Annotated in this window: 23 protein-coding genes; 10 read left to right on the forward strand and 13 right to left on the reverse strand. The window is 65.9% G+C overall.

Annotation, left to right across the window (positions count from 1 at the left end; all coding sequences use genetic code 11):
* Positions 1–27 precede the first annotated feature (27 nt).
* Positions 28–1,050: an NADP-dependent oxidoreductase gene (locus tag AACH40_RS12780; RefSeq protein ID WP_338642739.1), complete on the forward strand. Its 1,023-nt coding sequence runs from the start codon at positions 28–30 to the stop codon at positions 1,048–1,050.
* The gene (locus AACH40_RS12785; RefSeq protein WP_338642741.1) at positions 1,040–1,756 is read left to right on the forward strand and encodes an SDR family NAD(P)-dependent oxidoreductase; all 717 of its coding nucleotides are present in this window, start codon (positions 1,040–1,042) and stop codon (positions 1,754–1,756) included. Before AACH40_RS12780 ends, AACH40_RS12785 begins: the two co-directional genes overlap by 11 nt.
* 44 nt (positions 1,757–1,800) lie before the next feature.
* Here AACH40_RS12785 and AACH40_RS12790 read toward each other — a convergent pair whose 3' ends face one another.
* The 4 genes from AACH40_RS12790 to AACH40_RS12805 form a co-directional block, all read right to left on the reverse strand.
* Positions 1,801–2,985 (reverse strand): aromatic ring-hydroxylating oxygenase subunit alpha, encoded by a 1,185-nt coding sequence (locus AACH40_RS12790; RefSeq protein WP_338642743.1) that lies wholly within the window; start codon positions 2,983–2,985, stop codon positions 1,801–1,803.
* Complete coding sequence (locus AACH40_RS12795; protein ID WP_338642744.1) at positions 2,982–4,406, reverse strand: aromatic ring-hydroxylating dioxygenase subunit alpha; 1,425 nt, start codon at positions 4,404–4,406, stop codon at positions 2,982–2,984. The genes AACH40_RS12790 and AACH40_RS12795 overlap by 4 nt, the downstream gene beginning before the upstream one ends.
* A 195-nt stretch (positions 4,407–4,601) precedes the next feature.
* Positions 4,602–5,129 carry a VOC family protein gene (locus tag AACH40_RS12800; protein ID WP_338642745.1) on the reverse strand — a complete coding sequence of 176 codons (528 nt, stop codon included), beginning with the start codon at positions 5,127–5,129 and terminating at the stop codon, positions 4,602–4,604.
* 13 nt (positions 5,130–5,142) lie between these two features.
* Positions 5,143–5,904 carry an SDR family NAD(P)-dependent oxidoreductase gene (locus AACH40_RS12805; protein WP_169491920.1) on the reverse strand — a complete coding sequence of 254 codons (762 nt, stop codon included), beginning with the start codon at positions 5,902–5,904 and terminating at the stop codon, positions 5,143–5,145.
* Between the two features lie 155 nt (positions 5,905–6,059).
* Between AACH40_RS12805 and AACH40_RS12810 the strand changes: the two genes are divergently transcribed.
* Positions 6,060–6,956, forward strand: a complete 897-nt coding sequence (locus AACH40_RS12810) for a homocysteine S-methyltransferase family protein (protein WP_338642748.1) — start codon at positions 6,060–6,062, stop codon at positions 6,954–6,956.
* 4 nt (positions 6,957–6,960) lie between these two features.
* Here AACH40_RS12810 and AACH40_RS12815 read toward each other — a convergent pair whose 3' ends face one another.
* Positions 6,961–8,589, reverse strand: coding sequence for an AMP-binding protein (locus tag AACH40_RS12815; protein WP_338642750.1), 1,629 nt, complete (start codon positions 8,587–8,589; stop codon positions 6,961–6,963).
* Between the two features lie 154 nt (positions 8,590–8,743).
* Between AACH40_RS12815 and AACH40_RS12820 the strand changes: the two genes are divergently transcribed.
* The 3 genes from AACH40_RS12820 (at position 8,744) to AACH40_RS12830 (ending at position 11,141) form a co-directional block, all read left to right on the forward strand.
* On the forward strand, positions 8,744–9,922 hold the full coding sequence (locus AACH40_RS12820; RefSeq protein WP_338642752.1) for an aromatic ring-hydroxylating oxygenase subunit alpha: 1,179 nt from the start codon (positions 8,744–8,746) through the stop codon (positions 9,920–9,922).
* Positions 9,923–10,005: 83 nt separating this feature from the next.
* Positions 10,006–10,797 (forward strand): sugar phosphate isomerase/epimerase, encoded by a 792-nt coding sequence (locus AACH40_RS12825; protein WP_338642754.1) that lies wholly within the window; start codon positions 10,006–10,008, stop codon positions 10,795–10,797.
* Positions 10,794–11,141 carry an EthD domain-containing protein gene (locus tag AACH40_RS12830; RefSeq protein ID WP_338642756.1) on the forward strand — a complete coding sequence of 116 codons (348 nt, stop codon included), beginning with the start codon at positions 10,794–10,796 and terminating at the stop codon, positions 11,139–11,141. Before AACH40_RS12825 ends, AACH40_RS12830 begins: the two co-directional genes overlap by 4 nt.
* 4 nt (positions 11,142–11,145) lie before the next feature.
* Here the strand turns inward: AACH40_RS12830 and AACH40_RS12835 are convergent, their stop codons facing one another.
* Positions 11,146–11,928: a tyrosine-protein phosphatase gene (locus tag AACH40_RS12835; protein WP_169491914.1), complete on the reverse strand. Its 783-nt coding sequence runs from the start codon at positions 11,926–11,928 to the stop codon at positions 11,146–11,148.
* A 121-nt stretch (positions 11,929–12,049) separates the two neighbouring features.
* Here AACH40_RS12835 and AACH40_RS12840 point away from each other — a divergent pair, with 121 nt between their 5' ends.
* Positions 12,050–13,021, forward strand: coding sequence for an alpha/beta hydrolase (locus AACH40_RS12840; protein WP_338642758.1), 972 nt, complete (start codon positions 12,050–12,052; stop codon positions 13,019–13,021).
* Here the strand turns inward: AACH40_RS12840 and AACH40_RS12845 are convergent.
* From AACH40_RS12845 to AACH40_RS12860, 4 genes are all read right to left on the reverse strand, one after another.
* Positions 13,018–13,398 carry a response regulator gene (locus tag AACH40_RS12845; protein ID WP_169491912.1) on the reverse strand — a complete coding sequence of 127 codons (381 nt, stop codon included), beginning with the start codon at positions 13,396–13,398 and terminating at the stop codon, positions 13,018–13,020. The two genes, AACH40_RS12840 and AACH40_RS12845, sit on opposite strands and share 4 nt — an antisense overlap.
* Positions 13,395–14,474 carry a PAS domain-containing protein gene (locus AACH40_RS12850; protein ID WP_169491911.1) on the reverse strand — a complete coding sequence of 360 codons (1,080 nt, stop codon included), beginning with the start codon at positions 14,472–14,474 and terminating at the stop codon, positions 13,395–13,397. Before AACH40_RS12850 ends, AACH40_RS12845 begins: the two co-directional genes overlap by 4 nt.
* Before the next feature lie 138 nt (positions 14,475–14,612).
* Positions 14,613–15,047 (reverse strand): hotdog fold thioesterase, encoded by a 435-nt coding sequence (locus AACH40_RS12855; RefSeq protein ID WP_338642759.1) that lies wholly within the window; start codon positions 15,045–15,047, stop codon positions 14,613–14,615.
* The gene (locus tag AACH40_RS12860; RefSeq protein WP_338642760.1) at positions 15,044–16,243 is read right to left on the reverse strand and encodes a M20 family metallopeptidase; all 1,200 of its coding nucleotides are present in this window, start codon (positions 16,241–16,243) and stop codon (positions 15,044–15,046) included. Before AACH40_RS12860 ends, AACH40_RS12855 begins: the two co-directional genes overlap by 4 nt.
* A gap of 184 nt (positions 16,244–16,427) precedes the next feature.
* Here AACH40_RS12860 and AACH40_RS12865 point away from each other — a divergent pair, with 184 nt between their 5' ends.
* Together AACH40_RS12865 and AACH40_RS12870 are read left to right on the forward strand one after the other, a co-directional pair.
* The gene (locus AACH40_RS12865) at positions 16,428–17,678 is read left to right on the forward strand and encodes an acetyl-CoA C-acetyltransferase (protein ID WP_169491908.1); all 1,251 of its coding nucleotides are present in this window, start codon (positions 16,428–16,430) and stop codon (positions 17,676–17,678) included.
* A 123-nt stretch (positions 17,679–17,801) separates the two neighbouring features.
* A complete protein-coding gene (locus tag AACH40_RS12870; RefSeq protein WP_338642761.1) occupies positions 17,802–18,806 on the forward strand; it encodes a sensor histidine kinase in 1,005 nt (334 codons plus the stop codon).
* A 35-nt stretch (positions 18,807–18,841) separates the two neighbouring features.
* Here AACH40_RS12870 and AACH40_RS12875 read toward each other — a convergent pair whose 3' ends face one another.
* Positions 18,842–20,218, reverse strand: coding sequence for a M28 family peptidase (locus AACH40_RS12875; RefSeq protein WP_422394857.1), 1,377 nt, complete (start codon positions 20,216–20,218; stop codon positions 18,842–18,844).
* Between the two features lie 116 nt (positions 20,219–20,334).
* Here AACH40_RS12875 and AACH40_RS12880 point away from each other — a divergent pair, with 116 nt between their 5' ends.
* Positions 20,335–21,126: a dienelactone hydrolase family protein gene (locus AACH40_RS12880; RefSeq protein WP_338642762.1), complete on the forward strand. Its 792-nt coding sequence runs from the start codon at positions 20,335–20,337 to the stop codon at positions 21,124–21,126.
* A 47-nt stretch (positions 21,127–21,173) separates the two neighbouring features.
* Here the strand turns inward: AACH40_RS12880 and AACH40_RS12885 are convergent, their stop codons facing one another.
* Complete coding sequence (locus AACH40_RS12885) at positions 21,174–21,359, reverse strand: hypothetical protein (RefSeq protein WP_169491905.1); 186 nt, start codon at positions 21,357–21,359, stop codon at positions 21,174–21,176.
* A gap of 103 nt (positions 21,360–21,462) precedes the next feature.
* Positions 21,463–22,119: a TetR family transcriptional regulator gene (locus tag AACH40_RS12890; protein ID WP_338642763.1), complete on the reverse strand. Its 657-nt coding sequence runs from the start codon at positions 22,117–22,119 to the stop codon at positions 21,463–21,465.
* Positions 22,120–22,193 lie beyond the last annotated feature (74 nt).

Here is a 22,193-nt window from a genome sequence, read left to right on the forward strand (position 1 = left end):
AAACAACATATGGGAGAATGCCTAGTCATGTCCGCGAATCGCCGATTCCTGCTCGTTCGCCGCCCCCACGGCGAGCCTGTCCCCGAAGATTTCAGCCTGGTCACGGAACCGGTCCCGCAAGCGCCCGAAGGCGGTTTCGTGGTGCGCAACTGCTATGCCTCGCTCGATCCGGCCCAGCGCGGCTGGATGGATGATGCGCCCAGCTACATGCCGCCGATCCCGCTTGGCGACCCGGTGCGCGCGACCACCGTCGGTATCGTTTCATCCTCGAACACCGACGAGTTCCAGGTTGGCGACTGGGTGATGGGCCTGAACGGGCTGGAAGACTATTCGGTCAACCAGGCGGGCGGGTTCACTATGAAGGTCGATCCGTCACTGGTCGATTCCCCGTCGAAGTTCCTCTCCGCCATGGGCGCCGTGGGGCTGACCGCCTATTTCGGCCTCATCGACGTTGCCAAGCCCCAGCCGGGCGAAACGCTGCTGGTATCGGGCGCTGCCGGCGCGGTCGGCTCGGCCGTGGGGCAGATCGGCAAGATCCTGGGCGCGCGGGTGATCGGGATTGCCGGCGGTGCCGCCAAGTGCCGTCGCCTGATCGATGACTACGGCTTCGACGTGGCGATCGACTACAAGGGCAAGTCGGTCGACGCCCTTGCCGCGGAGATCCGCGCAGCGGCCCCCGAAGGTGCCAATGTGGTTTTCGAGAATGTCGGCGGCGATGTCATGGACGCCGAACTGATGAACCTTGCGAAGCACGCGCGCATCGTGCTGTGCGGGCTGATCAGCGAATACAATTCCCCCGAGAAGGTGGGCGTGCGCAACCTGTGGCAAGTGCTGGCGCAGCAGGCGACGCTCTATGGCTACCTGATCATGGACTATGCGCCCCGGTTTGCGGAAGGCGGCGCGGCAATGGCCGAATGGATGGCGCAAGGGCGCCTGCGCATCGACGAGGATGTGCAGGAAGGGCTCGAGAACGCGCATGCGGCGTTCATGCGGCTGTTCACCGGCGCCAACACCGGCAAGCTGGTGCTGAAGATCGCCGATGGCCTCTGACCGTCTCGCAGGCCGCAAGGCCATCGTCACCGGCGCAGGATCGGGCATCGGCGCGGCCGTTGCCGCGCAGCTGCGAGCCGATGGCGCGCACGTGTTCACCAGCGACCTGAAGGGCGACGTCGACCTCGTCGGCGACGTTACCGCTGAAGGCGCAAGTGCCGAGCTGGTGGCCCGCGCCGTCGCGGCGATGGGCGGGCTCGACACGGTGGTGCCGTGCGCCGGGATCAGCGCGTTCGCGCCGCTGGAAGGGCACGAGGACGCTTATTTCGAGCGCGTCTTTGCGGTGAACGTCTTCGCGGTGTTCCGGCTGGTGCGCGATGCCGTGCCGCACCTCAAGGCCAGCGGCAATGGGCGCGTGGTTACGATCGGATCGACAACGTCGAGCTTCGGCGACGAGGGCCTTGCCGCCTATGCCTCATCCAAGCATGCGGTACTCGGCTTCACCAAATCGGTTGCAGCAGAGTTGGGACCGTTCGGCGTGACGGCCAATTGCGTGCAGCCGGGCGCGATCGAGACGCCGATGACCGCACCGGCCTTCACGCAGATGCCCGAATACAAGACGTTCTGGGAAAACAAGGCCTCGCTGCGCCGGCTCGGCCAGCCGCAGGACATTGCCGACGTCGTCGCGTTCCTGTGCAGCGACGACGCGCGGTTCATGACGGGTCACGGCCTGTGGGTCGACGGCGGCGCAATGGCGCGGCACTGACCGATGCCGATCCTCCCCGCGCCGGGAGGATCGGCGACAGTCCGCTACTCCTTCATGACCGGCCGGGGCGTGTTCCCGCTCTCGTCGAGGTAGTAGGCGACCCACTTGTGGAAGAACTGGTTGCCCGGTTCGTTGCGGCCGAACGTCTGGTGGGTCATCGCGCCTGATTCCAGCCCGTTCTGCACCTTGAGTCCCAGGAAATAGTCCTCCTCTTCCACCACGTCGAAGAAGAAGTCGCACATCTTGTCCAAGGCTTCGAGCCCCTCGGGCGTCTCGGGCCGGGTGGGGAAGATGTAGTTCATCACGGTGCTGTTCTGGTTCGCCTTCGGCCCGGGGAAAAGCTGCGCCAGCTGCCCCATTTCGGGTGCAAGGAAGAAGCTCATGTTCGGAAACAGCATGCGGATGAAATCGTAGCCGTTGTTCTCCTGCCGGCCCCATTCCTCGCGCGGGAGGTCACGCAGCCGGGTGATCGAATTCTGCGGAAAGCCCAGCCTGATGTGCGGTCCGAAGCCTTCGTAGGTCGCCCGGTTCGATGGGCTGCGCGTCGCGACCGTGTTGGTGTGCGCCGCCTGGAAATGGTAGCCTTCGAGATAGCCGTCGTAGGCGACTTTCCAGTTGGCGCCCTTCATGACGCGGCTCTTGTGGAAGTACCAGGTTTCCAGTTTCAGCGCCGCAAAGTCCTCGTACATGCCATCCATCCATTCGATGGCGTTGATCGGCAACCCGGGCGTCAGGATCACGAAGATCAGCCCCGCCGCCTCGTCGCACGGCAGTTCGGTCATGTTGAGCGTGGAGCGTTCGACCTCGCCGAACGTGCTCGCCTCGGCAATGCCGATCAGCTTGCCGTCGTTGGCATAGGTCCAGCCGTGGTACTGGCAGGCAAAGGCCTTGCAGTTGCCCCTGCCCTGCGGCGCCAAGTGCATCGCGCGGTGCTTGCACACGTTGAGGAAAGCGCGCGCCTTGCCATCCTTGCCGCGGGCGATCAGGACCGGCAGGCCCATCACCTCCATCGCCTTGTAGTCGTTGATCTGCGGCAGCTCGATCGTGAGCGCCAGCATCAGCGGAAGGCGCTTGAAGATGCGCGCGATTTCCGCGTTCCAGCGATCCTCGTCGAGGTAGTCGGCAACGGGCACGCGCATCGTGCCGCTCGCCTGGTCGGTGGTGCGGCTTTCGACGAAGTGCAGCATCCGTTCGGCCGCATCGCCGTACTTTTCGTAGAGCTCGGTCATTGCGCAGCCTTTCCGGCGTTCAGGTAGTGGTCGAGCGTCTGGTGGATGTGGCGGATGCGTACTTCCTGATAGTCGGCCAGTTCGACGGCCTGGTTCTTCGACACCTTCAGCCCTTCGTGGCACAGCGCCATGTTCTCGCTGTCCTGATCGAGCACGCCGCCCAGCACGCCGAGTTCGGGCGCATCGGCCCAGAGCTGATCGTCGCCAAGAAGATGCATCGGCACACCGGCCGGACGCGGTTGGCCCAGCGGAACGCGCGCGATCACGCGCACTTCCATGAGGCACTTGTCCTGATCGGGCCAGGGCCGCCAGCGATAGACGATGTTGGGCATGAAGCCCCCCCACGGCGCGAAGTTGGGGAACACGTTGTAGACCAGCGCATCGAGCAGTTCGCTTTCCGAAACGCCGCTGTAATCGCCGCCGAACTGCTTTTCCGAAACCTCGCGCATCTTTGCGCCGAGTGCGGTTCGGGCGGTTTCGCCGGCAGGAACCTCGATCGCGTAGCTGTCCTTTTCGGCGTCATAGTTGTCGGCGCTGCGCCCGTTGTACTTGCGGAATTCGTCGATGATGCGCTGCTGCGGCCAGTGCTCGGCTTCGGCCTGCGCCTCAATATGCGGGCTGATCACGCCGAAGGGCGTGTAGTTCACGTTCACATGGCGACCCAGCACGTGATACGCCGCGTTCGCATCGCCCGTGAACGGCATGAGCTGCGGATGCGTGACATAGGCGTGGTAGCTTTCCATGAAGGCTTCCATCGTGATCTTCCAGTTTGCCGGGATCACCTTGGCCACCCAGGCTACCGTCACGCAGTCCTCATGCCGCCAGCGCTGGAAGAATTCGGGCAAGGGATCGAGGAATTCCTCGATCGTGGGCCCCTCCGGGTTTTCGCGCACGAAGATGTAGCCGCCCCATTGCGCCACGCTTGCTTCCGGCAGCTTCATCCTGGCATCGGTCAGGTGGCCGAAATCCCAGCGGCAGGGAATGTTGCGCAAGCTGCCGTCGGGGTTCCACGAAAAGCCATGGAACGGGCAGAGGAACTGTTCGGCGCTGCCACTGTCGGTCTTGAGCTTGCGCCCGCGGTGCAGGCAGACGTTGTGAAAGGCCTTCACGCTGCCATCGTCCTGCCGCACGATCAGGAAAGACCTGCCAGCGTTGTCGTAGGTCACGTAGTCGCCGGGCTCGGGCATGTCCTCTTCGCGGGCAGCGAACTGCCAGACGTTGGGCCACAACTTCTCGCATTCGGCGCGGAAAAATTCCGGGCTGTAGTACCGAGCCGCATCGATCGGTTCGGAGCCGAGATAGGCCGAACGGTCCTCTTCCATGAAGGCAGGCGGCTTGACCCTGTCTGCGGCCAGAATGTCTTCCCAGCTGGTGCCGGGACAGCGTGCACGCCCGAAGGCGCCGGGATCGCGATCAGCCATTGTACCTCTCCATCTTGCGATGGCAGGCAATGTCCCACGCGCCGGCAGGTCATGGCTTGATTCAGGTCAACAACCTGGGCCGCAAGCCCCTCTGATTTTGGCTAGGAAGCACCGTCTGCAAGTAGCAGAATCCGCGAAAGCCGCAGCGTCGAAGCAAGATAAAAGGCCGACTGGCCGGTTTTGCGAATCGCGCGTTCAGCTGGCCGCGATAACGCCCTCGCCCGCGCGCCAGACCGGGCGGATCTGTTCGTCGGAATAGATTTCCATGATCTCGAACACATTGCCGAAGAAGTCCCGGCAATAGGTCGCCGCATATCCCCGCTTGCGGCCCTGCGCATCGACCGTGATCCCATCCATCGACGGCGGCGTGTGGACGCGGATCCCGGCGTCCAGCAGGCGCTGGTAACAGCTCTGGATATCCTCCACCTGCACCGCGAAATGGGTATAACCGTAGCGGTTGACGCCCTGGTCCGGGTCTTGTGGAGCCGAACGCGGGGCAAGGTATTCGAACACCTCGATATAGGCATTGCCCAGGCGACACATGAACTGCCGCGCGGCGCTGTCCTTCAAGCCGACAACCGCATCGATGAACGGATTGGCGCTCCATTCCAGCGGCGGGCCGACCTCCTCTGCGCCAAGGAGGTCGAGATAGAATTCCCGCGCCTTGTCGAGATCGGGCACGGACACCCCGATGTGCTGGATGCCGCGTGCCCCGATGCTCATGGCGCCGCGCTCCTCAGAACTGGACGCGCTTGGTGAAGCCGCCGTCGATCACCACATTGGTGCCGGTGGTGTAGGACGAGGCCGGGCTGGCCAGGAACACGACCGTCTTGGCCACTTCCTCGGGCCCGCCCCAGCGACCGAGCGCGAACTGCGCCTGCGTCGCGTTGTGCAGATCGGGCACGGCGGTTTCGATCACTTCCCAGTTGCCGCCCTTGAACTTGATCGGGCCGGGCGAGACGGTGTTGACGCGGATGCCCTTGGGGCCGAGCGCCTGGCTCAGCTGGCCGGCGAACACGATCAGCGCGCCCTTCAGCGCGTTGTAGCCCTGCGGCACGATGAAGGTTTCGAGGCCCGCGGTCGATGCCGTGATGACGATCGAGCCTTCACCGCTCTTGCTCAGCGCTTCGTCGAGCACTTCGGCGCCGATCACCGCACCCATGATGTCGAAATCGAGCGTCTTGTGCCAATCGCCGGTGGCGCCAGCGCCCGAGGTGGAGATCATCGGCACGAAGATGTCGCAGCCGCCGATCGCAGCCTCGGCCTGCTTCAGCCATTCGCGATATGCGTCGTGCCCGGCTTCCATGTCGAAGGCCGAACCGTGGACCTTCACGCCGAATTTTTCGAGCGCGGCCACGGTTTCGGCGACCTGCTCGGGATTGCGCGAGCAGAACGCAACGTCCGCGCCTTCGGCCGCGAACAGTTCGACGGTGGCGCGACCGATGCCGCGGCTGCCGCCGGTGAGAATGACTTTCTTGCCCTTGAGGCCCAGATCCATGACGTGCTCCCTCGATCCCGTAAGGTTCGTGTTGATAGGCTTGGCCGGACGATGCCCCGCGCAAGCGCAAGGGGGCACTACCCTTTTTGTCAGGACGCGCCTTCTTTCGGAGCGCGTGTTGCGCAGCATGTGCGGCCTGCGCATAACGCGTAGGCATGACCGGATTGCTCATTCTCGACGGCGGCACGGGCCGCGAACTCGCCCGCAGCGGCGCCCCCTTCCGCCAGCCCGAATGGTCGGCGCTCGCGCTGATCGAGGCGCCCGGATACGTGACCAAAGTGCACGAGGCCTACATTGCCGCGGGCGCCGACGTGATCACCACCAATTCCTACGCCGTAGTTCCCTTCCACATCTCGGACGAACGCTTCGCCAGCGACGGCGCGCGCTTGGCAGCGCTTTCTGGCAAGCTCGCGCGCGATGCGGCAGACGCTGCCGGCCGCCCGGTCCGCGTGGCGGGGTCGCTGCCCCCGGTCTGCGGCTCGTACCGCCCGGACCTCGTCGATCTCGATCGCGCGCGCCCGGTGCTGAAAGTTCTGGTCGGCGCGCTCGCTCCTTATGTCGATCATTGGCAGGCGGAGACGCTGTCGGCGCTGGCCGAGGCCGAACTGGTGGCCGAACTGGTTGCGGAAACCGGCAAGCCGCTTTGGCTGAGCTTCACGCTGCAGGATGAAGATCCGGCAGCGCCGCCGGCGTTGCGCTCGGGCGAAAGCGTGGCCGAGGCGGCCCTGCTTGCCGGCCGCGTGGGTGCACACGCGCTTCTGTTCAATTGTTCGCAGCCCGAGATGATGCAGGCGGCGGTGGAGCAGGCGCGGTCGGTCGTGGGCGATGCCGCATCACCGCTGATCGGCGTCTACGCCAACGCCTTTCCGCCCATGAACGCGGACTCCGAGGCCAATTCCGGGCTCGATCCGATCCGCGCCGACCTGACGCCCGAAGGCTACGCTGCCTTCGCGATCGCCTGGGCGCAGGCAGGCGCCCGCATCATCGGCGGCTGTTGCGGCATCGGGCCCGAACACATCGCCGAACTGGCCCGCCTGCGCGCCACCAGCTGAACGGTCAGGCTGGTGTCGAAAGCTTGGCCTTGATCTGGGCCCGGAGCATGTCCTTGCGCACTTTCCCGCTGGCCGTGCGGGGGAAGTCTTCGACAAATTCGAAGCGTTCGGGGATCTTCTGCTTGGCAAGGCCGCTGGACCCGACGTGCGCAGCCAGAGCGGCTGCATCGGCCTCGCCGGACAGGATGACATAGGCGCACACGCCCTCGCCCAGCCGAGCGTGCGGCATGGCGACGACGCTCGCCTCCTTCACCGCCGGGTGGGTGTGGAGCACGTCCTCGATCTCCTTGGCGGAGATGTTCTCGCCCCCGCGGATGATCAGGTCCTTCTTGCGCCCGGTGATCGTGATGGCGCCGTCGGCCGACAGCACGCCGAGATCGCCGGTGCGGAAATAGCCATCGCTGGTGATCGCCTCGGCCGTCTGCTGCGCATCGGCATAGCCGAGCATCATCGCGGGTCCGCGCGCCAGGATCTCACCCTCATGCCCTGCCGGAACATCGCGGTCGTCGCCGTCGACGATGCGGACGACGTAGTCGACCACTTCGCCATCGGTCGTGGCGGCGCGGTGCTGGTCATGCGGCCAGCCAAAGCTCACCAGCGGCACTTCTGAAGCGCCGAACACGCGGAAGGCGTGCGCGTTGTCGAACGCGGCGTCGGCAGCCGGGATCAGGTCGTTGGGCACCGCCGCCCCGCCGCAGGCGAAGAAGCGGAAGCTTGGCAAGCCGGTACCGGCAGCGCGTGCTGCGGCGGCCAGCTCAACCAGGAAGGGCGTCGCCGCGACCGTGCCGACAAGATCGTGCTGCGCGATCAGCGCCAGTGCCTCGGCCGCGTCCCACGCCTCCATCAGCACCGAACGGATACCGCAGACGAGCGGCGCTTCGAGCCCGTTGGCATAGCCCGAAACGTGGGTGACGGGGGATGGCATCAGCGTCGCCTCTCCCGCCTGCAAGCCCCAGTGCTCGCCGCTCCTGGCGACGATGCGCTGCAACGTCACGTGGCTGTGCAACACGCCCTTCGGACGTCCCGTCGTGCCGGAGGTGTAGAGCACCATCTTGACGCCGAAGGGATCGACGGCTGGCGTCTCGAACGAAAGGGTGCGACCTTGCGCAACCAGAGTGGCGAAATCGTCCGCTCCTTGCCCGCGCACCGTGAACACATGCGCCAGATCAGGAAGTGACTCCTGGCAGCGCTTGGCCATTGCGGCGTAATCGACCTTGCGGAAGACCTCGGGCACGAAGATCGCGCGGGCCCGGCAATCGGCCAGCATCATCGTCACTTCGGCATCGCGATAGATCGGCACGATCGGGTTGATGACCCAGCCCCCCAGCGCGGCGGCCAGGTTGATCGCCGCCGCCTCGCGCCAGTTGGGCACCTGGAAGGCGATGACTTCGCCCGGCCGCAGCCCGCGCGCCTGCAGCGCGGCGGCCAGCGCCTTCGCGTCGGTCAGCAGCGTCGCATAAGTATAGGCGCCCTGCCCGTCGATCACGCAGACGAAATCCGGATCGCGCGCCGCCCGTGCCGTCGCAAGATCGGCGATCGTCGTCGGTTCATAGGCTCCGGCGGCGACGAACGCCGCGTGATGGGCCGGAGGAATTGCAAGCCACTCCCAGGGCGGCGTCGTTGTCTCGCGCATGGGCATGCCATCGCGTGCACGACAGGTGCACTCAATTGATCAAAGGGACAGGCCCCACCTGCCAAGTGTCACAGCTTGGCCGCTCTTCGCGGAATGGGCAGAGTCATGTTTGCGAGGCCGAACGACATGGGCCTCCCCGGGAGAAAGAACAGCCATGGACCGCATCGAACGCATTGGCGAAGTGGCCGCCATCATGCGCGACTACGTCGAGAACAAGCAGACCTTCCTGACCGAGAAGACGATGCGCGTTCCAACCGAGAGCTACACCGATCCCGACCAGTGGAAGGCGGAGATGGAGCTCGTGTTCAAGCGCGTGCCGCTGATGCTCGCCTTCACCGCCGAAATGCCGAACCCCGGCGATTACAAGGCGATGGAAGCCGTCGGTCTGCCGGTGCTGATCAATCGCGACAAGCAGGGCCAGGTTCGCGCGTTCCTCAACGTCTGCTCGCATCGCGGCGCGCCGGTGGCCAGCGAAGGCCACGGCAACTGCCCACGCTTCATCTGCAAGTACCACGGCTGGACGTTCGGACAGGACGGCCGCCTGATCGGCGTTTCCGAAGCCAGCAAGTTCGGCGAAGTCGACAAGCCGGGCATGGGCCTGCGCGAACTGCCGTGCCAGGAAAAGGCGGGCATGATCTTCGTCGTGCTCACGCCCAATGCACCGATCGACGTCGACAAGTTCTATCGCGGCTTCCTCGATGATTTCGAGGCGCTGGACTTCGGTTCGTGGACCTACATGGGCAGCCGCGTGATCGAGGGTGCCAACTGGAAGATCGCCTACGACGGCTATCTCGAAGGCTATCACTTCGCCTCGCTCCACCCCGAGACGATCTTCCCGCGCACGCCGTCGAACTGCATGCACTACGAAGGCTTCGGCCCGCACCAGCGCATCGGCTTCCCCCATCACAAGATCGCCGATGCGCTCAAGGACGTGCCGCGCGAAGAATGGGGGCACCAGGAAAACAACGGCTTCGACTTCGTGCGGATCATGTTCCCGAACGTGTCCGCCTTCATCGCGCCGGAAATCACGCAGGTGGCCCAGCTCTTCCCCGGACCGACGCCGGGCGAGAACCGCACCGTGCTCAACTACCTGCGCCGCGAGCCGCTCCGCGACGAGGAAGACCGCGCGAACGTCGAAGCCGCGATGAACTTCTTCCGCGACGTGACTTATACCGAGGACTACCTGATCGGGCTCGAGATCCAGAAGGGCCTGGAATCCGGCGCGCACGATGAGCTGACGTTCGGCCGCAACGAACGCGGCAACCAGTACTTCCACGAATGGCTGAACTGGTACCTTCAGGACGATCCCGACCTGCCCGAACCGGAAATGTAAGGCGCCGCGCGGGAGGATTGGCGAAGCGGTCGCTACCGACTTTGACAGTCCCCCGGCGCGCACCAACAAGGCAGGATCGCGTGATGAACCCGCTCAGCTTCGCCTCAGGCATCGTTCCCGAATTCGGGCCCGTCGACACGATAGAAGCCGCCGCCGCCGGTGGCTTCGACATGGTCGGCCTGTGGGTCGAACCGGCGGACTGGACGGCGCAAACCACGCGCGAGGCGCGCGTAGCACTGGCAGCGAGCGGCCTTCCGCTGCTCGATGTCGAAGTGGTCTGGCTCAAGCCCGACAGCCTCGACGACGATCATCGCAAGGTCATCGACGTTGGCGCCGAACTCGGCGCGCGCAATGTCCTGTGCGTCTCGTCCGATCCTGACCACAGCCGCACGGCCGCGCGGCTCGCCATGCTGTGCGAGCACGCGGCGCCGGCCGGCATCCGCGTCGCGCTGGAGTTCGGCGTCTTCACGCAGGTGAAGTCGCTGGCGCGGGCGCTCTCGATCCTCGACGCCGTAGCTCACCCTGCCCGCGCCTTGCTGCTCGATCCGATTCACCTCGACCGCTCCGGCACCACGCTGGCGCAAGTCGCGGCGATCGATCCGGCGCTGTTGCCCTATGCGCAGTTCTGCGACGCTCCGGCCGAACGGCCCGACCCGGACGACTTTGCCGCCGTGATCGAAGACGCGATCGACTTGCGCGAACAATGCGGCGAAGGCGCCTTGCCGCTCGCCGCATTGTACCATGCGCTGCCGCCCGGCATCCCGCTGTCGATCGAGCTGCGCAGCAAGGCCTTGCGCGAAGCTTTCCCTCATCCCGCGCTGCGCGCCGCGCAGGTCGCCGCCGCCACCCGCGCCTGGCTGGAGCAGCTTGCATGACCATCACCGTGCTCACCCTGCTCAAGCGCCGCGAAGGCATGAGCAAGGCCGACTTCATCGCCTACTACGAAACGAAGCACCGGCTGATCGGCGAAAAGGTTCTGGCCGGCTGGGCCAGCCGCTACGAGCGGCTCCACCTCCACCCGCTCGATGGCCAGACGCTCGACCACGATTTCGACGTCGTGCTCGAGATCGACTTTCCGGATCAGGCAACCTGCGATGCCTGCTTCGCCGCGATGGCCGATCCTGCAACGATGGACGAAATCGTCGAGGACGAACTGCAGCTGTTCGACCGCAGCCGGATGCGCACCTACGCGGTGGAGCGCCACCGCTCGTCGCTCTGACCGATCAGGCGACCAAATTCGCTTCCATCGCGCGCACCGCGTCCGGCCCCGCGCCGAGCAGCTGCTCGGCATAGGCTTCGACCGAACCGTACTGCTGGCGGATCGCGGCGAACGCCGTTTCGAGGAACTCGGGCCGCACGCCCATCAGCACGCGCACCGCGCCGTCTTCCATCCTTGCGCCGAAGCCCGACCGGACGGCCGTGGCACCCGCCGCGATCCGCGCCTCGGCATCGCCCGCCGTGTTGGTCAGGACATAGTCTGCGACGATGTCGTCGTGATGCACGCCCAGCAGCGTGTGCACGAGCGCCGCGGCCACCCCGGTGCGGTCCTTCCCGGCAAGGCAGTGCAACAGCGTGGGATGATCGTTCTCGGCCAGCGTGCGCAGATAGAGCCGATAGGTGCCGGCAAGCACTGGGCGAAACGGCAGGCGTTCGTAAAGCGCGGTCATCGCGTTGACCGCATCGCGTTCGCTGACCACTTCCCGCGCCATTTCCTCGTGCACCGCCGCGCCCTTCAGGCTGGCCGTCTCGCCCGGTTCGAACACCACGGCCGCGCCGAATTCGGGATGGCGCAGGCAGGGATAGGCCGCGCGTTCGCTGTCGCCGCGCAGATCGATCACCGTGCCGATACCAAGGCCCTGCACCGTCTCGAGATCGGCCTCGGTCGCTCCGACATGCTGGCCCGAACGCCACAGCACGCCCTTGCGCAGCGTGCCGCCGCGCGCCTGATAACCACCGTAATCGCGGAAATTGTGGATTCCTTCGAGGGGAAGCACCCTATCCTGCATCGTCTCGAATCCCCGTGCCGGTTTCTGTTCGCAACTGATCGCATTGCCCTTGGCTCGACAAGCGACCCTCGTGCAAGCACAAAGCGACAGGACAAGAACAAGCCGAGGTTGGAGAGGAAATATGACAGAACAGCGCGATACCATCCATCTCGTCGATCCCGAGACGCTGCCGCTGCTCGATGCGCTCGGCCGCGCCGTGCCGTTCACGCGTGAACTGCTGCCGGCCATGCGGGAGGCTGCAGCAGCGAGCTACGCCGCGCTCGGCACGCCGCAGGTCGAACCCGAGATCAAGCGCATTGAAGGTCCCGGTGGCGATCTGGACATCTACTGGTACGATCCCGATCCGGGCGCGCGCGATCGCCCTGCGCTGCTTCACATCCACGGCGGCGGAATGATCATGGGCTCTGCCAAGGCGATGATGGCTGGCCCGTCGGGCATGGCGAAGGCGCTCGGCATTCCGGTGGCCTCGGTCGAATACCGGCTGGCGCCCGAAACGCCGTTTCCGGGGCCGCAGGAGGATTGCTTTGCCGCGCTCAAGTGGCTCGCGGCGGAAGCCGACGCGTTGGGTGTCGATGCCAGCCGTCTCGGCGTGGTGGGTGAAAGCGCGGGCGGCGGGCTCGCCGCGAGTGTCGCGCAGATGACGCGGGACCTGGGCGGGCCGGCGCTGGCCGCGCAGATCCTTGTCTATCCGATGATCGACCACCGCACCGGCAGTGACGATTGCCGCTGGAGCAACCGTACCACGGGCGAATTCATCTGGACCCGGCAGTCCAACCGCTTCGGCTGGGAAGCGCTGCGCGGCGACTACGCGGTCGATGACGATCGCAAGGGCTGGTTCTCGCCGAGCCTGGGCGAGGACCTGTCGGGCCTTGCGCCAACCTGGATCGGCACCGGCAGTCTCGACCTGTTCTTCGACGAAAACCTCGATTACGCGCGGCGGCTGGTCGATGCGGGCGTGCCGGTCGAACTGCACAGCTACCCGGGCGCGATCCATGCCTTCAACGTCATCGCCGAAGCACGGATCGCCAAGGCCTTTTCACGCGATATGCTGGGCGCAATCGCGGCGATGCTGAAGCTGCCTGCTCGCCCCTAACCGGCGCGGCGCTGTTGCGCGATCAGACCCTGCAGCGCGCGTGACACCACGACCGCTGCAGGCGTCGGCTTGGGCACAAGCACGCCGCCCAGTTCGCGCACGGCCTCGTCCATCCGGTCGAGGTCGCCGGTGTGCAGGACATATGGGATGCCCATCGCGGCCAGCGCCCGGGCAACAGGCTCGCAGGTACGTCCCTGGCCAAGCGAGACGTCAAGGATCGCGGCGGAAATCTCCTCGGCCGCGACGATCTCCAGCGCCTCGTCCGCTTCGAGTGCTGTCAGCGGCACGCACCCTGCATCTTCAACCGCGAATTCGAGATCGAGAAGGATCAACGGCTCGTCGTCCAGCACCAGAACCTGACACGGCAAGTCGCTCATCCCACCTCCTCGCGCAGCGGCAATCGCAGCGTCGCGCGCAGCCCCTGCGGCCGCCACTCACGCTCGATGTTGCCGCGTGCCATGCCCAGCATGCGATCGACGATGCTCCCGGCCTTCGGGCTCATCGTCACGCCCGCGATGTCCACGTTGGGCCCGCCCTCCTCGATCCAGTCGATCACGATCGTGGGGTGCTCCGCGCCGCCATTGCGGGTCCAGCGCACGGTGACGTTGCCGGCAGGAACACTCAGCGCGCCATGCTTCACCGCATTGGCGGCAAGCTCGTGAAGCGACAGCCCCAGCACCGATACCGCGGAAAAATCGCTGCGAAGCCCGTTGCCTTCGAAGCGGATGCGCTGGCCTTCGGGATCATAGGGTCCCAGTACCGAACGGATCGCCTGGCCCACCTCGATCGACCCGGACGAAGCTTCGTCCAGCGTCGTCTCGTAGGCGCGGCCCAGCGCCTGGATGCGGTCGTTGATCTCGCGCGCTTCGGTCTCGATTCCGCGCGCGCGGCCAGTGAAATTGACGATGCCGCCGATGACCGCGAACATGTTCTTCATCCGGTGCGACAGTTCGCGCGCCAGTTCACGGGCATGGCGCTCGTCCGCACGGGCGGCGCGCACGTCCGATACGTCCCACTGGCTGCCGAAAAAGTAGAGCAGCCGCCCTTGGTGATCGTAGATCGGCCCAAGATGCAGCGCGTTCCAGAACGCCTCGCCGTTCTTGCGGTAATTCAGGATCTCGACGACGACGACGTCCTCCTGCGCCAGAGCCGCACGGATGCGCGCTACGGCCGCGGGGTCGGTGCCGGGTCCTTGCAGGAAGCGGCAGTTACGCCCGACCGTTTCGCTTTCGTCGTAGCCAGTCAGATCGCGGAAGGCACGGTTGGCGAAAACGATCGGCTGATCCTCGGTGTAAGGATCGCAAAGGCAGATGGCCATGCGGGTCTGCGCCATGGCCTGTTCGAACAGCACACCAGACGCGCCGGAGAAGGAATCTCCGGGATGACTGGCGCGAAAGCGGTCGGGGCTGTCGTCATACGCCCGATGCGCCTGATCTTCCCGATGTGTTGGCAATGAAGGTTCCTGGTCTTTCGTCTAAGATGCACGCGGCAAGCCCCTTGCGCGTCAATGTCCATGGCGCGCGTCAGGTTCCCTCATCCTGATTAAAAACATCGAAATTCGCACCGGGTGCCCCGAAGGGCAGAGATTTCATCACTTTCGATCGATCGGGATCACCGCAACCGTCAACCGCGAGACGCAGACCAACCGCTCTGCTTCATCGGTGATGCGGATGGACCAGACGTGCGTGGTTCGGCCGATCGCCTCCGCGCTGGCCCTTGCATAGACGAACCCGTCACGCACCGGACGGATGTGGTTGGCGTTGATCTCCATGCCGACGCAGGCGAATTGCGACGGATCGACACAGAACGCCGCAGCAACCGAGCCGGCCGTCTCGGCCAGCACCACCGAAGCACCGCCATGCAGCCTTCCGAACGGCTGGTGGACCTTCTCGTTGACCGGCATGCGGATCGTCAGCGCGCCTTCGTCGACGGAGACGAACTCCACATCCAGAAAGCCGGGCATGCCCCGGCCAAAGCTGTCACGAAGATACGCCTCATCGGGCAACTGCCCACCAAACCAGATCATGAAAACCCCTTTTCCAGAAAGCGGACCGCGCAACCTGCCAGCAGCGCGGTACCCAGCGGCATGACGCTCTCATCCACCATCATCCGGGTCGAATGAATGCCGCAGCATTGGCGCCAGTCGTCGCCTTCGTGGCTGACGCCCAGGAAGAACATCGCCCCCGGCGCCTTTTCCAGCACGTAGGAGAAGTCCTCGGCCCCCATGATCGGATGCGCGAGGCGGACGAACCGGCCCTCCCCGACAAGATCTTGCGTCACCGCTTCGCCCAGCGCCACCGCGCGCTCGTCGCAGACCGTCACGGGGAAGCCGCGCTCGATCCGCACGCTTGCCGTCATGTCGTGGGCTGCGGCGATGTGCGTGGCCAGCCGCTCGAGTTCGGCTGGCAGGCGGTCGCGGTTGCCGGGTGACAGGGTGCGCATCGTGCCGGTCAGCACCGCGCGGTTGGCGATGACGTTGTGTGCCGTGCCCGCCTCGATCCTGGCGACGGTCACCACCACCGGGTCGGAGACGGCGAACTTGCGCGTGACCATCGCCTGGATCGCGCCGACGATCTCGCAGGCGACCGGCACGGGATCGCGCGTCTGGTGCGGCATCGAGGCGTGGCCGCCGCGTCCTTCGACCGTGATGGCGAACTGATCGGCCGAGGCGAGCAGGGCTCCGGTCCGCCCGGCGACGAGCCCGTGCGGGCTGTCGGGCATGATGTGCAGGGCAAAGGCGGCATCCGGCAGCGGATCGATCAGCCCGTCGTCGAGCATGAAGCGCGCGCCATGATGGCCTTCCTCGCCCGGCTGGAACATGAACTGCACCCGCCCGGCGATCTTTTCGCGCATCGCGCAGAGCACCTCGGCGGCGCCCGCCAGCATGGCGGTGTGCGTGTCGTGCCCGCAGGCGTGCATCCGCCCGGCGATGGTGGAGGCAAACGGCAGCCCCGTCTCCTCGGGCATCGGCAGCGCGTCCATGTCGCCGCGCAGCAACACCGTGCGGCCCGGCCCCGCCCCACCTTCCAGCGTTGCCACAAGCCCGGTGGTCGAAGGCCCTTCCCGCCAAGTCAGCGGCAGGTGCGCCAGCGCCGCCCGCACCTTGTCGCGCGTCAGCGGTGTGTGCAGCCCCAGTTCCGGCTCGGCATGGATCGCGCGGCGCAGCGCCACGATCTTGTCGGACAGGGCATGGGCCTTATCGAGCAGGGCTGCATCGGACATCGCGCAATTCCTTCGTATGGCGGCCGGTTTTCATAAGGGCAGCAAAGGCCTGCTGTCGAGTGCGCCGGGCGTGCAGCTTTACCCTTGCGTAAGGCGGGTCCACCCTTTAATCGCTCGTTTAAACAACCGGGACTCAGAGCCGGACCCCAGAGGGGGGTCTCGCCGGACTGTTGAGGAGAGAACCATGGCCGAAGCCTATATCATCGACGCCGTGCGCACCCCGCGCGGCATCGGCAAGCCCGGCAAGGGCGCGCTGTCGCACCTTCACCCGCAGCATCTTGCCGCGACCTGCCTCAAGGCGATCAAGGACCGCAACAACCTCGACACCTCGACCGTCGACGACATCATCTGGTCGACTTCGTCGCAGGTCGGCAAGCAGGGTGGCGACCTCGGCCGCATGTCCGCGCTGGCCGCCGGTTACGACATCACCGCCTCGGGCACCACGCTCGACCGCTTTTGCGGCGGCGGCATCACCTCGGTGAACCTGGCCGCGGCGGCCGTCATGTCGGGCATGGAAGACTGCGTCATCGCCGGCGGCACCGAAATGATGAGCTTCACTGCCGCCTACGGCGCGGAGCAGGCCAACGCCGGCATCCGTCCGCTCGGCATGGGCTCGGGCAACCCCGAGCTCGACGCGATCCACCCGCAGTCGCACCAGGGCGTCTGCGGCGACGCGATCGCTGCGCTCGAAGGCATCACCCGTGAAGAACTCGACGCGCTCGCCCTCGTCAGCCAGGAACGCGCCGATCGCGCCATCCGCGAAGGCCGCTTCGACAAGTCGCTGGTCACCGTCTACAATCCCGACGGCACCGTGGCACTCGACAAGGAAGAGTTCCCCCGCCCCGAAACCACCGCCGAAGGCCTCGCCTCGCTCAAGGCCAGCTTCGACGGTATCGCCGATTTCGATCAGGGCAACGGCTTCACCTTCCGCAAGCAGATCCAGCGTCGCTACCCCGACCTCAACTGGAAGGGCGTGCACCACGCCGGCAACAGCTCGGGCGTCGTCGATGGCGCCGCCGCGCTGCTGATCACGTCGCCGGAATACGCCGAAAAGCACGGTCTCAAGGCGCGCGGCCGCATCGTTGCCTACGCCAACCAGGGCGATGATCCGACGCTGATGCTCAACGCGCCGGTCCCTGCTGCCAAGAAGGTGCTCGAAAAGGCCGGTCTCAAGGTCGAGGACATCGACCACTGGGAAATCAACGAGGCTTTCGCCGTCGTAGCCGAAAAGTTCATTCGCGACCTCAAGCTCGACCGCACCAAGGTCAACCCGAACGGCGGCGCGATGGCGTTGGGCCACCCGATCGGCGCGACCGGCTCGATGCTGATCGGCACGGCGCTCGACGAACTGGAGCGGACCGGCGGCCGTTACGGCCTGATCACGATGTGCGCGGCGGGCGGCATGGCGCCGGCGCTGATCATCGAACGGATCTGATCGTAGCGCACCACGCGATTGCGCAAAACGACAAGGCCCGGACGGCGGAAGCGCGCGCTACCGCCGGACCGGGCCTTGCCGCAGTTGCAAAGGCAACAATTCACGGGCAGGTTGCCAAGCAACATGTCCATTCTGCCGCGCCAGTTGTTCCAGCCCATTCGCGGCACGGTTCCCCGATATGCTGCCGGGATCGCGCTTTTCATCGCCGGCTCTGCCGTGCGCTTTGCAGCCGACCATCTGCTTCCGCCGGGATTTCCGTTCCTGACGTTCTTCCCCGCGGTGATCCTTGCCACGTTCCTTGCCGGACGTGGTCCGGGCATCGTCTGCGGAGTGCTCAGCGGCCTCGCTGCTTGGTACTTCTTCGTCCCCCCGCTCTACAGCTTCGGGGTCAATTCGGGCGTGGCCACGGCCATGCTGTTCTACGCCTTTGTCGTTGCCGTCGACATCATGCTGATCGACGGCCTGGTCCACCGTCAGCGCCAGCTTGAAGACAACGAGATCCGCCTGACGCTGGCTGCCGAGCGCGAACGTCTACTGTTCAAGGAACTGCAGCACCGCGTGGCCAACAATCTGGCCACCGTGGCGGCCATGCTGCGGTTGCAACGCCGCCAGATCGCCGCCGATCCGCACACCGCGCTCGATGCGATCGACCGGGCCAATGCCCGGATCGAACTGATGGGCGAGATCCACCGCCAACTGTACGATCCGGTCTCGCTCAACCTGCCGCTGTCCCAACAGATCCGCCGCGCTGCCGAACATGCCCGCGTCGTCGGCTCGGCCGATCACGTGCAGCTCTATATCGATGTTGCCGATGCACGGCTGGAAGTCGGCCGGCTTATGACGCTGGTCCTGCTCATCACCGAACTGCTCGGCAACAGCTTCAAGCATGCGTTCGATGGCCATTCCGCCCCGGCGGTTCGCGTCACGATCGAGCGCGCCGGCGAAGGCCGCCTGCGCCTGATCGTTGCCGACAATGGCGTTGGCCTGCCCGAAGCGACGCAGCCGCCGCAGCCGCGCCGCGGGCTCGGCACCGCGATCATCCAGGGCTTCGTCACCCAGCTGGGCGGCAAGATGCAGGTGGAAAACCTCGGCGGGGTCACCACCGTGGTGGAATTCGCCGAGGCCTGATCGGTCCGTCCTGCGTGCCCTTGTAAAGGTCCCGGCTATTCGGGCGGGTTGGCACTGGCGATCGCCGGCGCATTGGCCACGATCCCCAGCACTTGCGTCCATGCAGCGACGTTCTGCTCCAGCGCGGCAGGATCGATCTTGTCGAGCGTATCGTCGGGCGTGTGGTGCAGATCGAAGTAGTGGGTGCCATCCTGGCCCATGTCGACCACCGCCAGCTTCTGCGCCGCGATCACCGGCTCCACGTCCGTCCCGCCGCCCGCCGTGCCGCGCCCTGCGACGATGCCCATCGTGCCGAGCGCGGCGACGATGCTGTCGGCCAGCGGCTTGTCAGCGGGTGCGAAGCGCGTCTGCACGCGCCAGACCCGGTCGGCACCGAAGTCGCTCTCCATCGCCAGTGCGTGCGGCTCGGCATGCGCCTTGGCATAGGCTTCCCCGCCAAAGCCGCCCAGCTCCTCGCTGCCCGCCCACAGCACGCGGATCGTGCGCAATGTCTGCCCCGCCGCTTGTGCGCGCAGGGCCGCGGCGGTGACGATGGCGCAGCCTGATGCGTCGTCGATCGCCCCGGTGCCAAGATCCCAGCTGTCGAGATGGCAGCCCACCAGCACCGGCGGCAGCGAAGGATCGCGGCCCGGCAAGTCGGCCACCACATTGCCCGAAGGCAGCCCCTCGACCGTCTTGCCGGTCAGGGTCAGCGCGATGGTCACCGGCTTGCCCAGCTTCGCCAGCCTGCCGATCAGGTCGGCGTCGGGGTTGGACACCGCGCCCGCCGGGATCGGCTTCACGCCTGCGCCCCAGCTCGTCACGCCGGTATGGGGATTGCGATGGCTGTCGGTGCCGACCGAACGGATGACCACTGCCAACGCTCCCTTCTGCGCAGCGACGGTCGGCCCTTCGCGACGAACCTGGCCGTAGGGCCCGTAGCCCGATCCGTCCTGTGCCGCGCGCATGGCATGGTCGATGAACGCGATCTTGCCGGCGAGCGATCCCGCCGGAGCCGCCTTCAGCGCGGCAAGCGTCGGAAAATAGACCAGCTCGCCCTCGATCCCCTTGTCGGGTGTCGCGCCGCTGTACCCCAACGCCGTCACCGCCAGCATCTGCGGCACGGGGCTGGTGATCCGCGCCTTGTCCACCCCGCGCTGATAGCCGCGGATGGTGAACGGCTCGACCTTCACGTTGCGAAAGCCCAGTGCCTGCAGCTTCTGCGATCCCCACGCCCGTGCGCGGGCTTCGGCCTCGCTACCGGCCAGCCGCTGGCCGATCTCGGTGGTCAGCCCCGAAACGATGTCCCAGGCGACCGTATCGGCGGGTGCTGCGGGCGCCACGGGCATGGCCGGCGCGGCCATCGCGGAAGCGGACAGGACAGCGGGCGCTGCGGCGAAAACGGCGAGAGCCGGACGAACAATGTTACGCATGCAACCGGGTTTAGGCACAAGGTGCTGAATTGCAAACCTCTTGTGTGGAGCAATCCCTCGATTGCCAGACAGGTGCGAACGCGTCACAGTCGCGGCCGGATGCGGGGGGGAAGATCATGCAGAATCCCGAGGCTTTCGCAGGCTACGACGCCTTTGATTTCACCGATGGTCCATGGACCCGCCGCGTCTGGCGCAAGGGCACCGGCCCCGCCGTCATCGTCATGCACGAAATGCCCAACCTGCACCCGCAGGTGCTGCGTTTCGCCAATCGCGTGGCGGATCAGGGCATGACCGTCTATTGCCCAAGCCTGTTCGGCGAAGATGGCCGCACCCCTTCGCGGCGCTACACGATGGGCCAGATGCTATGGTCGATCTGCGTGCGGCGCGAATTCAACGTCTGGGCCAACGGCAGGTCCAGCCCGATCGTCGACTGGCTGCGCGCGCTGGCCCGCAAGGCGCACGGCGAATGCGGCGGACGCGGCGTCGGCGCGGTCGGCATGTGCTTCACCGGTGGATTTGCGCTTGCCATGATGACCGAGCCGTCGGTCGTCGCCCCCGTGCTGTCGCAGCCCTCGCTGCCGCTGGGCCGCAAGGGCGCCGCGCGGATCGACGCCAGCGCCGAAGAGATCGCCTGCGCCAAGCGGCGACTCAAGGAAGAAGACCTCACCATGATGGCACTGCGCTTTCCGAGCGACGGCTATGTCCCCGATGCACGCTTTGCGATGCTCAAGGAAACCTTCGGCGATCGCTGCGTCACCGTTGAATTGCCCGACACCGACGCCAACCCGAATGCGCCCATTGCACCGCACTCGGTGCTGACCTGGCATCTGGTCGATGAACCGGGCAGCGCCACGCGCCAGGTGGAGCAGGACGTAATCGCCTTCTTCAAGCGACGCACCGCCGCCTGACACTTGGGGGCTGGCCTTTGGGTAACGGCGCACGCGCCCGCTGCCCGTCAGGTCGCGCTGTCGCTGCTCCTACGCTGGACCTCGGCGCGCGCGCGCGCCCAGCGACGCTTGCGAATGCGCCGGACCGGAATTTCGCAATGACGGCAATGGCTGACAAAGTCCCGGCCGTCCCATTCGACGGCATTGCGCTGCGGCGCATGACGGTTAAGCAGGCATTGCAGCCTTGCAAACATGTTTCAGCCCCCCGAACCGGAGCCGATGGCTCCATAATCGGGCGGCTTACTCAACCAAAATGGAGAGAAATGGAACCGCCTTGTTGGCGCGAACACATTTCGGTCATCGAGCCTCAAGCAAGGCCGCAGCCGTCACGATAAGGTCGTCCAGCGCCTTGTCCGAACGCCAGCGCCGCCGTTCTGCGAGGCCTTCGGCAAGAACCGCCTCGCGCTCTGCCAGCAACGCAGAAATGTAGCTGCCGAAGAAGCCGAAGCGCCGGCTCTGCGTTTCGCGCGGCAGGTGCGCCAGCAGGCGACGCAAGTGCGTCAGGCAGCGCTGGTATCCGGCGTTGTAGCGCCCAGCCAGCGTGCGGTCGATCAGCCCCGGATCATAGAGCGCCAGCCGCATCAGGAAGCGGTTGAAGTACGATCCGTGCTCCTCGTCCTCGTCGGCGAAGGCTACCGATGGCACGATCACCGCCGCAACCGCCTCGCGCACCGTGCGCGGGCCACCGGCCGCTTCCAGCTCCGTCAGGAACGCATGGCGTCGCGCTTCGATTCGCTGCGCCCCGTCCACGAGGATACGTTCGACCAGCGCGTCCTTGGTGCCGAAGTGATAGGCGACCGCGCCCTGGTTGCGTTGCCCCGCCTCGCGCGCGATCTCGCGCACCGTCACCGCCCGGATTCCGCGCTCTGCGAACAACTTGCGCGCCGTCCTGAGCAGCAGGCGCGAAGTATCGCTCTCGCCTTCGTCGACCGCCTGAACCGAATTGACTTGCACTGCGCCGGCCTGTAGTTAATCGTGCAATTAAGTCACATGACTTAGAGGATGGGACGACCGCTAGACCAAAACGC

This window comes from Novosphingobium olei, from assembly GCF_037076535.1.
Lineage (GTDB): Bacteria > Pseudomonadota > Alphaproteobacteria > Sphingomonadales > Sphingomonadaceae > Novosphingobium > Novosphingobium olei.